Below are 15,956 nucleotides of genomic sequence, written 5' to 3' on the forward strand. Positions count from 1 at the left end.
GATCGACGACCTCTGTCTGAAGCCTCTGTACGTCGCTTTCATTAAGCTTGCGGTCGACCATTTCGGCACTCCCCTTCGTAAGAACTGTGGTTCGTTTCCGAGCGCGTCACCGCGCCGGAAAGGTTGTGTGTGACCGATCAGCGTGCGTGAGCCGTCATGCGTTTCGCCGCGAGCGGATCACCGCGAAGGCGCCGCCCCCGATCACCAGGACCGCCCCTGCGGCTCCGAGAGCGACCCACATCGTGGTGTTGTCGGATGACTCCGAAGTCGATCCTGACGCCGAAGTCTGGCCGCCAGAAGTGTTCTTGGGGGCCTGTGACGAGGTTGATGCCGGAGCGGAGGGTGAGGCGGTGACGCCCGTGACGCCGGTTCCGTTCTCGAAGCTGAGGGGGTCGGTGGCGGCCGAACCCGGGTTGATGTCGCTGTTCTCCAGCACCTTGCGGGGGCGGACCAGGCCATAGCCCAGGTAATTGCTCGGCTTGTTCTTCGGCCAGTCACGGCTCGCTGTGTCGATCAGACTGCGGAGGACCTGGTTGGGGGTCCAGTCGGGGTGGGCGGACCAGATGAGGGCGGCTGAGGCGGAGGCGATGGAGGAGGCCATACTTGTTCCGTCTCCCTCGTCGCAATACGAGCGGAGTGTCGCGTCGCACCAATAGGGCACGTTGAGGCCTGGAGCCGCAAGATCGACATAGTTGCCGAATTCCGAGAAGGCGCCCACCTTCCCCTTGTCGTCAGCGGCAGCCACCCCCACTACATAAGGATAGGCGGCCGGATAGCCGATGAAGTTTTTCGATTCGGCGTCGTTTCCGGTAGCAGCGAACATCAGTTTGCCCTTGGAGTGGGCGTACTTGATGGCCTTCTCCACGTCTGGGTCGATGATGTCACTGCCGAACGACATGTTGATGATCCGAGCATCGCTGTCAGCCGCAGCCTTGATCGCATCGGCGACTGACGGTGTCTTCTTCCTGTCGGTGCTGCTCACGCCTTTGGAGAGCACGCGATAGGGGACGATTTTCGCACCGGGGGCTAGGCCTTGCATGCCGCCTCCTGCGCCGGTACCGGCGATCAACTCCGCCATGCTGGTGCCGTGGCCGTTGTAGTCCTCAGTGGCGTTGTGCGAGACCGCCTCCGGCACCTCATCTCCGAGCACCTGGCCCTTGAGGGAAGATGTATCCGGATTCACGCCGGTGTCCAGCACGGCAACTTTGACGCCTTTGCCGGTGCTGATCTTCCACATGTCTTCGGCGTGCATCGCGTTCAAGTACCACTGCTGCGACTGAACGTCTGCGGCGGCCGCACTCGGAGCCATCCCCGAAGACATGATTGCGAAAGCACCGAATGCAGCGCACGCGGTGGACACCCGTCTTCCGGCACGTCCTGCGACGAACGCCGTCAATCCGCCACGTGGGCTGGTCCCTGTCATGCCTCTGTAGATCCTCGCTCTGATCAGTCAGTCACTGGTGGCGTGTTGCGTCGAGGGGTCTCCGGTTGGGAGTCACCCTCACGATCCCTGCGGTTCGTGTTGCGTCGATTCGCCGTGCGACCGTGCGGTGCGCCCGCGCCGTCTCCGGCCGGTCCACCATTTCTCCCTGCTGGGGCTCGCCCCTTGGGTGTACCGACGACCCCGTCGGCATTTCCCGCGGCTGGACGCGCAGTCTGGCCCGGACGAGCGCCAGGGGTGGAGTTCGGCGCTCCGATCACTCCACGCTGCCCGATGTGGCCGACGGGCGCACGGGAGCCAGTGTTGCCGCCGGCGCCGACGACCGTACCGCGCGGGACCTTGGAACCGGTCGTCCCTTGAGGACCTGTGACGGGCCTTCCTCCGACAACGCCATTACCGCGCGCCGCACCTGTGGCACTCGAACCGCCCGCGCGGTCGCTCACCGGCCCTCCGACAGCGCGTGGCATTCCGCCGGAGACGCCTCGGCCCATGGGGGAAGCGCTGCCACCTCGAGCACCTGACTGCCCCGTGGTGGTGGCGTGCCCCATCGGGCCAGTGGCGCCACGACCGCCGACGGTCCCGCTCGGAGTGCCTGTACGTCCTTGAGCCGAGATCGGGGCCCTGTTGCCATTCGCTCCGCCGAAGGCAGAGGTACGGCCGGCCGGCTTACTGAGGGCGGGAGGAACGGTGCCGGAGGGATAGGGAGGGGCTGTGCCTCCGTTTCCGCCAAGGGGACCAGTCACCGTCGGCGCCACATTGGTCGACGGCCTCGTGGCTTCCTGGGGCGGCAGGGTGCCCACGCTGTCGATCTTCGTGCCGACGTTCGCATCCGAGGAAGCGGTCCGAGCGTCCACATGCTTGAGCGGTGGCGTAGGTTCTCCCGAATGCGCGTGCCCGGTCGCCGTACTCGAAGAGTCATGTCCGGCCGCCACGGGCTGGTGGGGGACCCCTAGCCCTCCACTGCCTTGCTCTCCAACGTTTCTGTAATCCCCATACTTCGGATCGGGCTTAGGCACCCCCACATCCGGCATAGGCTCGAACGTCGGCGGCTCCTGCCCCGCCATGATCTCTTCCGACACCGCATAGAAGGACGCCAGCCGGTTCATCTGGTTGATCGCCTCTTGGCGGTCCTTCTCGGCCTTGACCGCAGCCGCGTACTCCGCGTTGCTTTCGGTTTGCTTGGGCGTCGGGATGTCCGCGACCGCCTTGGGGTCCTCTCGGGTGTCGCGCGGCGGCATTGCGCTGCGGACGGAGGCGAGGCCCGTGGCCGCTGCCGTGACCTGGGTGCCGGCGGCGTCGGCGAAGGCGGCGAGTTTGCGGGCGTGGATGACGAGATTGGCGCCCCATTTACGGAAGGCCTCGCCCGACTCGCCCTCCCAGTCGACCCGGGTGATGTGGCCTTCGAGTTCCTCGGCGGCCTCTTCGATGGCGGTCTGGGCGTTCAGCAGGGCAGTGCCCGCAAGTTCCAAGTCCTCTGGTTTTGCGGACTCGACCATGTCGATCATGTCGTTCAGGGCGTGGCCCTCGAAGTTCGTCTTGCCGAAGACACGGGGAACCTTCCAGCCGAAGGGGAGGAGCTGGGCTACCCCCGTCGCACCGCTCACCATGTCGATGACGCTGACCTGCGCCGCGGCCTGCTCCCTCTCCGCCCGGTGCGGTACCGGGTGTTCCTTCTCTTCGCTCATCAGTACAGGTCACCTGCCTGGTCGTCAGAAGAACGTTCTGGCGCGGACTCGCCCTGCTTCGCAGCCTCCGCCGCTGCCCTCTCCCGTTCCGCTTCCTCGTGCTGACGGCCGATATCAGTCGTGATCTCCCAGAACCGCCGCCGCTCCTCCTCGTCGATGTTGCTGAAGTTTCCACCCGCGCCCATGACGGCGATCTGCATCGCCTCGATCTGAAGGCCCAGGTTCTTGGAGAGTGCGGTGAGACGTTCGTGGACGCGCTCGTACTGGCTGTGGAGGCCCTTGGCCTCGGCGAAGCCGCCCGAGCCGCTGAAGGAGGCCTCGGAGAGGGCGTGCGCCGCGATTTTCTGAGGGCTGCCGGGTGAGCCCTCGAAGGTGGAGAGCACGGCATCGACACGCTTCTTGAAGGTTCCCAGCGCCTCCAAGCCGACTTTGAGACCCTCCGCAGGCAGCATGCCTTTCCTCCCCGTTCCCCGTTGATCAAGTCGTTGAGCGGTGCACAGGTGTTGACCCCGATCGGCACACTCGATGACCACTGTAGTCAACGGGTCAGACGCGACCAACTGATTCTTGTGGTACGTGAGTTGCGAAGCGGACGAGATGAGGCCACGCCATGGAGTCAGCAACCCCCTTCACGCGTCGTCACCGCGAAGTCATACGAGGGGACGGTCACCGTCCCCTGACCTCCCGCGATTCCCGGCGGCTCATAGTCCCCGTCCTTCGACCGGGTGCGTGTGACCTGCATGCAGAAGGCCGAGTCGGCGGCTGTGACGGTGTAGCGCGCCTCGGAAGCGGTGTTCGGAGCGGCGGGCGTCGCGTTCACGCCGTACTGCGGGGCGTCGCCGCCGCCGTGCTCGACGACCTCCTGCTCAATTTTTGTCGCGTACTCGTCGATCCAGCCGGTGTCGTTGTCCTCGGCATAGATGTCGCCGAAGCCGGAGCTGCCGTCCAAGGCGTCCGTGGCCCCCTGCACCGCAGCCGTCAACTCGGCGTCGTCCCACGTGGTGTCATCGGAGACTCCAAAACCCTGCACGCTCAGGTAGATGCCGACGCCGGCCATGGCGACGAAGATGACGCGAGCGGCGACGAAGGAGGCGTCGGACAGTTCCTCGGCCGACGGGTTGACGCCGGTGCGCCACGCCCGGACGCGGTCCGCCTTGACGCAGGCCATGGCCAGCAGCACGGCGGACAGGACGAGGCCGAGGACATTCAGTTCGGTCAGCGCGTCCATGGTCCGCCCTCCGCCCGTCGCTTCTGCCTGCGCCGCGCGTCGCGGAGCGCCACCGCCGTGCCGCCCATCCCCGCGACCAGGACCACCGCGCCCACGGCCACGTAGGTGGCAAGGCGGGCGTTGCGTTCCTCGGCGGTCTCACCGATCTGGAACTCGGCCGGGGTGGGGGCTTCCGGTTTGCCCAGGCCCGCCTGGGGTTCGGGGGACTCCATGGGGTGTTCGTCCTGCGTCAGGGCGCGTACGGGGTCGACCACTCCCCAGCCGATCAGGCGGTCGTGGCCCGCGGTGGTGCGCTCCGCGGTCTGTTCGATCTGGGCGACGATCTGCCGGGCCGTCCAGTCGGGATGCTTCGCCTTGATCAGCGCCGCGAGACCGGCGACGTACGGCGCCGAGAAGCTCGTACCGTTGTCGGAGCAGTGGCCGCCCTTGGGGACGGTAGAGATCATGTCGACACCGGGGGCCGCCACGCCGACGAACTCGCCGGACTGGGAGAAGGAGGCGCGCTCGTTGTTGCGGTCCGAGGCGGCGACGGCGAGGACGCCCTCGTAGGAAGCGGGGTACGTCTCCTTGACGTTGCCGCCGAGGCCGTCGTTGCCCGCCGAGGCCACGACCACGATCTTCTGGTCCAGTGCCTGGTCGATCGCCAGCTTCAGGTCGGACGTCGACGTCATCGGCTTTGTGGTGTCCTGGGAGATGTTGATGACGTCGGCCCCGGCCCGGATGGCGTAGCGGATCGCGTCGGTCAGGGTGCCTACGTCGCCGTTGCCCTCCGCGTCGTTCTGCTGGATCGGGATGATCGTCGCATCGGGGGCCAGGCCCACGAAGCCGGTGCCCTTGGCGGGCCGGGCCGCGATGATGCCGGCGACCTTGGTGCCGTGGCCGACCGTGTCCGTGGTGCCGTTCTCCTTGCCTCGCTCGATCGGGTTGCCGTCGTCGTCCTTGAGGTTCTTGGGCAGGAGATTGCGGCCGCTCTTCACGTCGACCGCGTCGGTGAGTTGGGGATTCGTCACGTCGACGCCGGTGTCGATCACCGCCACCCGCATGCCCTTGCCCGTGGACTGGCTCCACAGCTCGTCCAGGAGGACGCGCTGCAGGGACCAGGGTCGGCCCGGGTACTTGCCGTTGGGGAACGCGCACTGGTCCGAGTACGGCAGGTCGGCCGCCGCCGCGGGGGGCGCGAGGACGACGGGGGCGGTCGTGAGCACGGTCGCGGCCACCACTGTGGTCGCCGCCCGGAGGAGGGAGGGCAGGTGTGGCATGTCCGGCCCTCTCAGGATCCCTGCGGCTGGCGTGCCGCCGTCGTCGACAGGCGTGGGCCGGTGGGCAGGAACTCCGACCAGGCGGCGGGGATCGGCGCGGGGTCCACGTCCTTGTAGCCGAGTCGGGTCTGGGCCTGCTGGGCCTCCTGCTGGGCCTGCCGGCGGTCCTTGGCCGTCGTACCGATGCCGGCGTCGTCCGCGCCGCTGTCGGCGTTGGACTGCAGGACGTAGCGCAGGCCGGTGTCGGTGACGAGGAAGACGGGGCCGGCTTTGGTCTCCCTGCCCTGGAACTGGCGGTAAAGCTGGCCGGAGCCGGGCGTGACGTAGGCGCTGGAGGAACCGGCGGGGAGCTCGGCCGGGAAGTCCGTGCCGGCCCAGGTGCTCAGGGTGGTGGCGCCCGAACCTGTGTTGACGCCGCGCAGGACGTTGCAGACGGTGTTGCGGCTTCCTGCCGTGCCGGAGGCTTCGTTGACGGGCTGGGGGTCCTCGGTCGGCCAGCGGTGCTCGGTGCCGAACGGCTTGCCGGGGACGATCGCGCCGGGGCTCATGCCCTTGGCTTGACCGGCCTGGCCGAGGGAGACCAAGTCCTGGCTGAACAGCAGGAGTTGCGCCACGAAGGCCGAGATGGGGGCGACACGGCCGGGCAGCACCACGTAGTACTGGTCGCTGTTGAGGTCGGACGCCTTGAGGACCATGCCGACCTTGTTGGTCTTCTCGTCCAGTTGGCCGGGGGCGTCGGCCGCGATACCGACCTGGTCGGGGATCTTCGGGAAGGAGATCGGGTCGCCGGTGTGCAAGGTCTCCAGCCACTCCCTGGACACCTTCTGCGGCTTGCGTCCGGAGCCGACGACGGCGCGCAGCAGCAGTTCGTTGCTCTTGTCGATGGCGTACGAGCGTCCGCTCGCGTCCACCACGTAGTGCTTCCCGTCCGGGGCCACGACGTAGAGCAGTTGCCCGCCCGTCAGTTTCTCGCCCTTGCCCTCGGTCGCCTTCAAGTCGCGGGAGGCGAGGACCAGGGCCGCCTTCTGGATGGACTCGCCGCCGGCGCTGGGGCGTTCGCAGACCGCCCAGCGCTTCTCGCCGCCCGCCTCGGACGCCGAGGGGAGACGGTCGGGCGCGTACGGGATGCCGATGGTGGCTCCGTGCGGGATCTTGCCGTTGTCGAGGACGGACTCGGCGACGGTGACCACGTCCCCCTGGCCCTCGTTGAGGAGCAGCTTCGCGGACGCCATGTTGAGGACCGGGTGCAGCTGGACCTGTTTGCCGGTCTTCAGGACGACGTAGCGCGTGGTCGAGTCGCTGGCGACGATCACCTTGGCGTTGGGCTCGTCCCAGCCCTTGGGTGCAGTGGGCTTGAACATGCCCCAGGCCCCGAACACGGCCATGACGACCACACCCACGATGGCGCCGGGGATGACCGCGCGTAGTGGCCGGGGCGCCCCCTCCTCCGAACCGTCGGGCGACGACTGCAGGAAGGCCGCGAGCATGCGGCGCTTCGCGAAGGTGTAGGCATTGAGCTGGTCGCGCCGAGATGCCATCTCTGCTTGTCTCTCCCCGTGTTCAGATGTGCCGCGCTCGCCTGGTGTGTCATGGCCGACCGCCCCGGTGTCAGAGCGGCCCCCTACTATGCCTGGTATCCGCGGGGACTTGTGGAGCGGGTAGGGTGCCCGGGCCTTCAAGGCATGGTGTGGTGCTGAAACACCAGTGAGTTGTCAGCAGAACGGGGGGATGGAGTGATGGCTTCCGGAACGCGCGCCCGGTCCCGTGACCGATCGCGGACACGGGGTGCTTCGGCGTCCGGGCAGGGACCGGCGCAGCGGCCGGCCTCGCCGGGGGCGCTCCACTCCAGGGTGCGTTCGGGGCAGGTCGGGGCATTCCGGTTGCAACGCCTTGTCCTGTTCGAGGTCGCGGCGGCCATCCTGCTCGTCGGATGGGTGATCGATCCCGTGGCCGTGGTGCCTGCGGCCGTCCTCGCCGGCTGTCTGGTGCTGTTCTCCTTCCTCCGTCGCCGTGGGCGTTCCCTGCCCGAATGGTTGGCCACGGCGCAGGCGTTGCGTGCACGGCAGCGGCGGGCCGCGAGTACGCCGGTACCGGAGGGCACGGAGCCAGGGCTGGCGCCGGCCGTGGAGTGCGACCCGAGCCTACGGACGTACACGTACACCGGCCGTGACCGCCGACCCGTCGGAATCGTCGGGGACGGTACGTTCGTCACCGCGGTCCTGCATGTCGAGGCCGACGCCACGGCGCTGCGGGCCGAGCGGAACAAACAGCCGTTGCCGCTCTCTCTGGTACACGACGCCCTGGAGGTGGACGGCATCCGGCTGGAGTCGGCGCAGGTCGTGCTCCACACCCAGCCCGCGCCCGCGATCCATCTGCCCCGGCAGTCCGTGGCCGTCGCCAACTATGCGCCCCTGCAGGAGCAGACGGGTGCGCCGGCCGTACGCATCACGTGGATCGCGTTGAAGCTCGACCCGGAACTGTGCCCGGAAGCAGTGGCCGCGCGCGGGGGCGGGCTGGTCGGAGCGCAGAAGTGCGTCGTGCGTGCCGCCGATCATCTCGCGAGCCGACTCACCGGATCCGGATTCCGGGCGACCCTCCTCGACGAGGAGCAGCTGACCTCCGCCATCGCCACATCGGCCTGCGCCAACCCGCTGGTGACCGCGGAGGCCGGGCGGACGGACACGCGGGAGCGGCGGACCGAGGAGTCGGGCCGGAACTGGCGCTGCGACAACCGCAGACACACCACGTACTGGGTCCGTCGGTGGCCCGCCCTGGGTGGGGAGAGGGCGCCGTCGCTGCCCCAGCTCGTCGCCCTGGTCACGGCCGTCCCCTCCCTCGCCACCACCTTCAGCCTCACGCTCAAGCGAGGGGAGCGCAAGGAGGTGTCCGTCTGCGGGCACCTGCGGGTGACCGGACGCAGTGACGACGAACTCGTCGCCGCCCGGCGCGCGGTGCAGGCTGCGGCCCGGCACACGGGCATGGGGCTCGCCCGACTCGACCGGGAACAGGTGCCCGGCATGCTCGCCACGCTGCCCCTCGGAGGTGCCCGGTGACGGCGACGACCCCGCGCGTAGGACAGGCGGCGGCCACCGGACGGGGCGAGCCGCAGACCTCTGCCCCCGAGCGGGCGCGTGAACTGCTGCGCCGCGGCTTCGGGTTGATCGGCCCGAGACACCCGCGGCACTCCGTGACGATCGAGCAACTGGGCACTCTCGCCCTTCCCGTGGCCGACGACGGCGTCGTCATCGGCGTGGACGCGGAGAACCGGCCCGCGGTACTCGGGCTCAATCGGCCGCTGCCGTACGACGTCGTACTCATCGGCGGACTGTGGACCGTGCAGGTCATCGCGCTCAGGGCGGCGGCGACGGGGACGCGGGTCGCCGTGGAGACGGCGCGGGCGCAGGCCTGGATGCCCATGGTGCACGCCATGGGGGGCGGTCAGAACGGGATGTCCGTGTACGACGTCGGGCGGGTGCCGCCGCTGGGTGCCTCGGCCGGTACGCCGGTGCTGGTGGTGCGGGACTGCGGGATGCGGCCACCTCGCGGTCGCGTGGTCTCCGGACCCTGGCAGTCGGTGCTGACCCTGTTGCCGTACGTCAGCCCGGTCGCTCCGCGGCTCGTGCGGCAGGCGCGGCTGGTCGGGATTCAGAGGGTGTCGCCCGACGAGGCCACGGAACTGGGCCGCACGATGGCGCTCACCCGGACCGAAATGGACTCCCTGCCGGGGCTCTCCGACGGTCTCACCCTGTGGTGTACCGACCGCGATCGGCAGTACGTGATGACACAGCCCACGGATGCGGAGACCGGGCTGTTGGGTACGCCACGTCGGATGGACTGACGGGCCTCGTAGCGAAACCTCTCGTAGCACCCGGTTTGTCAACTGTTGCGTCGGCAATTACGCCATATTTGCCTGGTTTTCGAGGTCCAGCGTTGCTGTGGAGGGGCAGACGGGCCTGCCGGGTCGGGGCGTGTGGTGATTAGGCTGGGACAGGGCTCGACGTCAGACCCCGTGGAGTAGGCGTCGGCGTCCCAGGGGGGAGGCGGGGGAGCCTGTGGAGCGGACGACCTCGGACGACCCCTCGAAAGCCTCAAACGACGTCGCACGACGGCGGACGACAAGCAAGGGTCGCCCCAGCACGGCATGAGGGTGCTCGACCACACCAGGAGGAACACTGTGAGCAGCGATCGGGACGGGATCCGCGGGGGCTGGGCGACACCCGGCGATGACCAGCCCGACGCGGAGTCCGCAGCGGAGATGACGGGCGAGTTCACCATCGACTACGCCCCGCCCGCCTGGTACACGCAGAACGCCTCGGGGAGTTCGTCCTCGGGGCAGGGGGCGGGGGCGTCCGAGGACTCCAGTGCTTCGGGGGCGCCCGGTTCCGGGCCGGGGGCTTCGGGTGTGCCCGGGGGCTCCGGGGGCTCCGGGGCGAGCGGCGCCTCCGGTGTGCCCGGTGGTTCCGGAGCCGCCGGGGCTGCCGGGACGCCCGCAGGTACCCCGGGGCCGAGGGGACCCGTGCCGCCGCTGCCCGGGCTGACTCGGCCGGCGCACGCCCATCCTGACGGCGGGCCTTCGTCCCTGCCGACCTCTCTGCCGGGGCAGGCCTCCGCACCGGCTCCGGCGCCCGGGGCGCCCTTCACTCCTCCCGCTCCGGCTCCCGCTCCGGGCGCCCCGTTCACGCCTCCCGCGCCCGCGCCGGGTGCGCCCTTCGCGCCGCCGGCTCCGCCCGCGCCCTCTTCGGGGGGTCCTTCGGGCGTGCCCAGGCTTCCGATGGGGAGCGGGTTCGAGCCGCAGGGTTCACCACGCGGGGACCAGTCTCCGGAGCAGGCCGAGGCGCCCGCGGGGGATGCGGCCTCTCCGACGGCCGTGCCGCACATCCCCGTCGGTGGGTACCAGTCGCAGTGGACGCCGCCGGCTCCGCCGCAGGCCCCGGCCGTTCCCGAGACTCCGGCGACGCCGCCTGCCGCCCCGGCGACTCCGCCTGCCCCTCCGGCGGCTCCGGCCACTGTCGAGGCTTCGACCACTCCCGAGGCTTCGGCTGCGGCGGCTTCCGGTGATGCCGCGGAGCCGGAGAGCGGCGATCTGGAGAGCGGTGCCACCATGCGCTTCTCCGCCGTCGCCCTGAAGCGGGAGATGGAGGAGCGTGCCGCTGCGGAGGCGGCTTCCACGCCCGAGGCACCCGAGGTCACCGAGGTACCCGAAGCGAAGGACGCCGACGAGGCCGGTGGCGGTGTCCGTACCGAGGACGCGGAGGATGGCGCTCCCGGCGTGGAGGTGGACGACTCCGCTGCGGTTTCGGACTACGCGCTGGACGCGGACTCCTTCGCCGATGTGCCGCCCCTCGATGAGGCCGAGCCGGAGAACACGCGGCCCGAAGCGGAGGATGTGGCACCCGAGGTCATCGAGCCGCAGACTGCAACGCCCGAGGGCACTGAGACCGAGGACACCGAGGCCCAGGACACCGAGGCCCATCACGCCGGGTCGGAGGACGCGGAGTCATCGGACGCCAAGGCCGACGATGCTGAATCCGAGCAGGCACGGATCGAGGACGCTCAGCCCGAGGACACGAAGTCCGAGGACGGACAACCCGAGGACGCACAGCCCGAGGAAGCACAGTCTGAGGACGTTCAGCCCGAGCACGCGGTGCCCGGCTCCGACGAGCCTGTGGACGCCGTACCGGCCGGGGCCGAGCACGAGGGTGAGGACTCGGTGGCGCCCGCTGCCGAGCCGGCCGACGCGTCCCCCGCCGACCGCGCGTCCGCGCAGAGTGGGCCTGTGGACGCCGTACCGGCCGTCCCGGCCTCGCCCGATGTCCCGCCCGCCACGCCGTCCGACTTCACTCCCCCGCCCCCGCTGGGCGTGCCGCCGCTGCCACCGTCGTACCAGCCGGCCGCTCCGGCCCCGGCGAGCGAGTGGCCGGCCCAGCCGCAGCAGCAGCCGGCGCAGCCCTCGGAGCCGAACGCGCCCGCTCAGCCGCAGCCGACGGCCGCACAGGGACAGCCCCCGGTGCCGCCGCAGCCCTCCGTGCCGGCGCAGCAGCCGCCGTTCCAGCCGCAGGCGCCGCAGCCTGCCCCCGCCGCGTGGAACCAGCCCGCGCCGACGCCGCCCAACCAGCCGCCCGCGCAGCCCGCACCGCAGCCCGGCGGATACGGCTTCCCGCACCCGGGCGCACCTGCCCCGCCCGCACCCAGCCCCCAGGGCGGATACGGCTTCCCGCACCAGGGCACCCCGCCCACTGCCCCACCCACCCCGCAGGGCGGATACGGCTTCCCCCAGCCGGGCGCTCCGACGCCGGATGCCCAGCAGCCTCCGGTCCAGCAGCCCCAGAGTGCGCCGGCCCCCGTGCCCGACGCGCAGGGCGGATACGGCTTCCCGTACCCCGGCGCACCCGACCCGGCCGCACCCAGCCCCCAGGGCGGCTACGGCTTCCCCCAGCAGGGCACCCCGCCCGCCCCGCAGGGCGGCTACGGCTTCCCGCACCCCGGCGCCCAGCCGCCTCACCAGCAGGCCCAGCCACAGCCGCACATCCCCCCGCAGGCCCAGCCCCACGCCGAAGGCCGGTCCCCGCAGGTCGCCCCCTCGGGGCAGCCACAGCCGCAGCCGGGGCAACAGCCACAGCAGCCCGTCGACCCCCGTACCGGCGCCGCCTGGCCGCAGCCCATGCAGCACGACCAGCGGCAGCCGACCAACCCCGGGGTCGCACCGCTCGGTTACACCGCTGCCGTGGAGCTGTCGTCCGACCGGCTGCTCAACAGCAAGAAGCAGAAGGCGAAGAGCAGCCGTCCGGCGGCCGGTGGCGGTCGGTTCAAGATCGGTGGGAAGAAGGAGGAGGCCGAGCGGCAGCGCAAGCTCGACCTGATCCGCACGCCCGTGCTGTCCTGCTACCGGATCGCCGTGATCAGCCTCAAGGGCGGTGTCGGCAAGACCACCACGACCACCGCGCTGGGCTCCACGCTCGCCACCGAGCGGCAGGACAAGATCCTCGCGATCGACGCCAACCCGGACGCGGGCACCCTCGGGCGCCGGGTGCGGCGGGAGACCGGGGCCACCATCCGTGACCTCGTCCAGGCGATCCCGTACCTCAACTCGTACATGGACATCCGGCGGTTCACGTCGCAGGCGCCCTCCGGCCTGGAGATCATCGCCAACGACGTCGACCCTGCGGTGTCCACGACCTTCAACGACGAGGACTACCGGCGCGCGATCGACGTGCTGGGCAAGCAGTACCCGGTGATCCTCACGGACTCGGGTACCGGTCTGCTGTACAGCGCCATGCGCGGTGTGCTGGACCTCGCCGACCAGCTCATCATCATCTCGACGCCGTCCGTGGACGGTGCGAGCAGTGCGAGCACGACGCTGGACTGGCTGTCCGCGCACGGATACGCCGACCTCGTCTCACGGTCCATCACCGTCATCTCCGGAGTCCGCGAGACCGGCAAGATGATCAAGGTCGAGGACATCGTGACGCACTTCGAGACGCGCTGCCGGGGTGTCATCGTCGTGCCCTTCGACGAGCATCTCGCCGCCGGTGCAGAGGTCGACCTCGACATGATGCGGCCGAAGGTGCGCGAGGCGTACTTCAACCTCGCGGCGATGGTCGCCGAGGACTTCGTCCGCCATCAGCAGTCGCACGGCCTGTGGACCTCGGACGGAAACCCGCCGCCGGTCGCGGCCCCGCCGCTGCCCGGACATGCCATGCCAGGCCAGCCCGTGCCCGGACAGGCCATGCCGGGCCAGCCCGTGCCCGGTCAGCCCTACGCCCAGCCGGGACAGCCCCCGTACCCCGGGCAGCAGCAGCCGGCTCCCGGTCAGCCGGGCCCTTACCCCCAGCAGCCCCAGCAGCCCCAGCAGCCAGGGCAGCCGTACGCCCAGCCCGGACAGCCGTACCCGCAGCCCGGTCAGCCCTATGCCCAGCCGGGCCAGCCTCCGGCCCAGCAGGGACAGCCGTACCCGCAGGCCGCGGGACAGCCGCCCTACCCGCAGCCGGGGCAGCCGGGCCAGCCGGGCCAGCAGCCCGGGCAACCGGCCGCCCACCCCGGCCAGCCGTATCCGCAGCCGGGCCAGCCCCCGGCCGCTCCCCCGCAGCCGGGCTACGGCTACCCCCAGCCCGGGCAGCCCGAGCAGCCGGGTTACCCGGGCCAGCCGGACGGACAGACCCCGCCGCCCCCGCCGCCTCCGACGCAGTAATCGCCTCACCCGATCGGCCCCTTCTCAGGGGCCGATCCCCGCCCGGCCCGCGCCGTTCCGACTCGGCGCGGGCCTCGGCGCGTTCAGGGGCGAATTCCGTTGCCAGGCCCTGGCCAGGAGCGCGTCAGTGGTCTCGACCAATGGGTGCGGAAAGCTCGCCAATTCGTTATTTCCGCAGGCCACAAGGGGTGAATGCGGCGTTGACGGGTGGGTGGGCCGCTGGTACACACACATCACGCATCTGACAGCTGATCAACCCGTCCTTCCCGTCCGAGCGATGACGCGAGGTCCGACCATGGGCACGAACGATCAGAAACGCAGCCTCCCGCACGGCCTCCGGCTCGTCGCCCTGGCCGGGGCCGCCGCGCTCACCCTCACCGCCGGTCTCGCGACCCCGCTCGGCCCGGCGTCCCAGCAGGCCCGGGCGGCCGACGACGGCAAGAAGGTGCTGACCGTCGCCGTGGCGCAGAGCGTGGACTCGCTCAGCCCGTTCCTCGCGGTCCGGCTGCTCAGCACGAGCATCCACCGGCTCATGTACGAGTACCTGACCAACTACGACCCCAAGGACAACCACGCCATCCCGGGCCTGGCCACCAAGTGGGAGCCGTCGCCGGACAAGCTCACCTGGACCTACACCATCCGCGACAACTCCACGTGGTCGGACGGGCAGCAGGCCACCGCCGAGGACGCGGCCTGGACGTTCAACAAGATGATGACCGACACCGGCGCGGCCACGGCGAACGGCAGCTACGTCGGGAACTTCAGGAAGGTGACGGCCCCGAGCCCCACCAAGCTGGTCATCGAGCTGAAGAAGCCGCAGGCGACGATGGCCGCGCTGGACGTGCCGATCGTGCCGAGGCACGTGTGGGAGAAGGTCTCGGCCTTCTCCGAGTTCAACAACGACAAGAGCTTCCCGGTCGTGGGGAACGGTCCGTTCGTGCTGAGCGGGTACAAGGCCGACAGCTACGTCCGGCTCAAGGCCAACAAGAGCTTCTGGCGCGGGTCGCCGAAGTTCGACGAGCTGGTCTTCCGCTACTACAAGGACCAGGACGCGGCCGTCTCCGCGCTGCGCAAGGGCGAGGTGTCCTTCGTCGCCGGGTCTCCGTCCCTGACGCCCGCTCAGGCGGAGTCCCTGAAGGGCGCTGAGGACATCCAGGTCAACGACGCCCCCGGCCGCCGCTTCTACGCCCTCGCCACCAACCCGGGCGCCAAGGCGAAGAACGGCGAGAAGTTCGGCGACGGCCACCCCTCCCTGCTGGACCAGCGGGTGCGCAACGCTCTGTTCCGGGCCGTGGACCGCGAGGCCATCATCGACAAGGTGTTCCGGGGCCACGCCGTCGAGGGCGAGGGCTACATCCCGCCGCGCTTCCAGGACTACTTCTGGAAGCCGTCCGCGAGCCAGAAGCTGGCCTACGACCCGGCCGAGGCGGCCCGGCTGCTCGACCAGGCGGGGTACAAGAAGAACGGCGACGGCAAGCGCGTCGGCAAGGACGGCAAGCCCATCACCTACCGCGTGCTGTGCCACGCCACCGACCCGAACGACAAGGCGGTCGGCAAGTACCTCCAGGAGTGGTGGGGCAAGCTCGGCATCGGAGTGCAGCTCAACTGCCTGGACAACGTGACCGACCCGTGGCTGGCCGGCAAGTACGACCTGGCGTTCGACGGCTGGTCGGTCAACCCCGACCCGGACTTCGTGCTGTCCATCCACACCTGCGGCGCGCTCCCGGCGACCCCGAAGGACACGGGCGCGACGGACAACTTCATCTGCGACGAGAAGTACGACGAGCTCTACGCCCGGCAGCTCACCGAGTACGACCCCGCCAAACGGGCGGACATCGTCAAGCAGATGGAGTCGCGGCTGTACGACCTCGGGTACATGAACGTCATGGCGTATCCGAACGCGGTCGAGGCCTTCCGGACGGACCAGATCAAGTCGATCACGACCATGCCGGCGAAGGGGGGCAACATTTATGGCCAGGACGGCTACTGGAGCTGGTGGTCGGCGGTGCCCGCGGACTCCGGCGACTCCTCCGACAACGCGTCGTCGACGGGGGTCGTGGTCGGGATCGTCGCGGGTGTCGTGATCCTCGGCGGGCTCGGCGCCTTCGCGGCGATGCGGCGGCGGGCCACCGCCGAGGAACGCGAGTAAAGCGGC

Annotated in this window: 10 protein-coding genes; 4 read left to right on the forward strand and 6 right to left on the reverse strand. The window is 70.1% G+C overall.

Annotation, left to right across the window (positions count from 1 at the left end):
- Positions 1 to 154: 154 nt before the first annotated feature.
- The 6 genes from ABT116_RS14485 to eccB form a co-directional block, all read right to left on the reverse strand.
- Positions 155 to 1,252, reverse strand: a complete 1,098-nt coding sequence (locus ABT116_RS14485; RefSeq protein ID WP_351632550.1) for a S8 family serine peptidase — start codon at positions 1,250 to 1,252, stop codon at positions 155 to 157.
- 194 nt (positions 1,253 to 1,446) lie between these two features.
- Positions 1,447 to 3,126 (reverse strand): hypothetical protein, encoded by a 1,680-nt coding sequence (locus ABT116_RS14490; RefSeq protein WP_351632487.1) that lies wholly within the window; start codon positions 3,124 to 3,126, stop codon positions 1,447 to 1,449.
- Positions 3,126 to 3,578: a DUF2563 family protein gene (locus ABT116_RS14495; protein WP_351632490.1), complete on the reverse strand. Its 453-nt coding sequence runs from the start codon at positions 3,576 to 3,578 to the stop codon at positions 3,126 to 3,128. The genes ABT116_RS14490 and ABT116_RS14495 overlap by 1 nt, the downstream gene beginning before the upstream one ends.
- 164 nt (positions 3,579 to 3,742) lie before the next feature.
- Positions 3,743 to 4,354 (reverse strand): hypothetical protein, encoded by a 612-nt coding sequence (locus ABT116_RS14500; RefSeq protein WP_351632492.1) that lies wholly within the window; start codon positions 4,352 to 4,354, stop codon positions 3,743 to 3,745.
- A complete protein-coding gene (gene mycP / locus ABT116_RS14505) occupies positions 4,342 to 5,613 on the reverse strand; it encodes a type VII secretion-associated serine protease mycosin (protein WP_351632494.1) in 1,272 nt (423 codons plus the stop codon). The genes ABT116_RS14500 and mycP overlap by 13 nt, the downstream gene beginning before the upstream one ends.
- An 11-nt stretch (positions 5,614 to 5,624) precedes the next feature.
- Positions 5,625 to 7,151 carry a type VII secretion protein EccB gene (gene eccB / locus ABT116_RS14510; protein ID WP_351632497.1) on the reverse strand — a complete coding sequence of 509 codons (1,527 nt, stop codon included), beginning with the start codon at positions 7,149 to 7,151 and terminating at the stop codon, positions 5,625 to 5,627.
- Positions 7,152 to 7,349: 198 nt separating this feature from the next.
- On the opposite strand from eccB, the gene eccE reads away from it, so the two are divergent.
- From eccE to ABT116_RS14530, 4 genes are all read left to right on the forward strand, one after another.
- Positions 7,350 to 8,666, forward strand: a complete 1,317-nt coding sequence (gene eccE / locus ABT116_RS14515; RefSeq protein WP_351632500.1) for a type VII secretion protein EccE — start codon at positions 7,350 to 7,352, stop codon at positions 8,664 to 8,666.
- Positions 8,663 to 9,451, forward strand: a complete 789-nt coding sequence (locus tag ABT116_RS14520) for a hypothetical protein (protein ID WP_351632503.1) — start codon at positions 8,663 to 8,665, stop codon at positions 9,449 to 9,451. Before eccE ends, ABT116_RS14520 begins: the two co-directional genes overlap by 4 nt.
- Before the next feature lie 336 nt (positions 9,452 to 9,787).
- Positions 9,788 to 13,801 carry an SCO5717 family growth-regulating ATPase gene (locus ABT116_RS14525; protein WP_502983867.1) on the forward strand — a complete coding sequence of 1,338 codons (4,014 nt, stop codon included), beginning with the start codon at positions 9,788 to 9,790 and terminating at the stop codon, positions 13,799 to 13,801.
- 295 nt (positions 13,802 to 14,096) lie between these two features.
- Positions 14,097 to 15,950 (forward strand): ABC transporter substrate-binding protein, encoded by a 1,854-nt coding sequence (locus ABT116_RS14530; protein ID WP_351632508.1) that lies wholly within the window; start codon positions 14,097 to 14,099, stop codon positions 15,948 to 15,950.
- The last annotated feature ends 6 nt before the right edge of the window (positions 15,951 to 15,956 follow it).

The sequence above is a fragment of the Streptomyces sp. NPDC002130 genome (genome assembly GCF_040296465.1).
In the GTDB taxonomy this organism is placed as follows: domain Bacteria; phylum Actinomycetota; class Actinomycetes; order Streptomycetales; family Streptomycetaceae; genus Streptomyces.

Coding starts and splice junctions, on each gene's coding strand:
- ABT116_RS14485 (WP_351632550.1), bottom strand. CDS start 1,252: ATGCACGCCGAAGACATGTGGAAGATCAGCACCGGCAAAGGCGTCAAA.
- ABT116_RS14490 (WP_351632487.1), bottom strand. CDS start 3,126: ATGAGCGAAGAGAAGGAACACCCGGTACCGCACCGGGCGGAGAGGGAG.
- ABT116_RS14495 (WP_351632490.1), bottom strand. CDS start 3,578: ATGCTGCCTGCGGAGGGTCTCAAAGTCGGCTTGGAGGCGCTGGGAACC.
- ABT116_RS14500 (WP_351632492.1), bottom strand. CDS start 4,354: ATGGACGCGCTGACCGAACTGAATGTCCTCGGCCTCGTCCTGTCCGCC.
- mycP (WP_351632494.1), bottom strand. CDS start 5,613: ATGCCACACCTGCCCTCCCTCCTCCGGGCGGCGACCACAGTGGTGGCC.
- eccB (WP_351632497.1), bottom strand. CDS start 7,151: ATGGCATCTCGGCGCGACCAGCTCAATGCCTACACCTTCGCGAAGCGC.
- eccE (WP_351632500.1), top strand. CDS start 7,350: ATGGCTTCCGGAACGCGCGCCCGGTCCCGTGACCGATCGCGGACACGG.
- ABT116_RS14530 (WP_351632508.1), top strand. CDS start 14,097: ATGGGCACGAACGATCAGAAACGCAGCCTCCCGCACGGCCTCCGGCTC.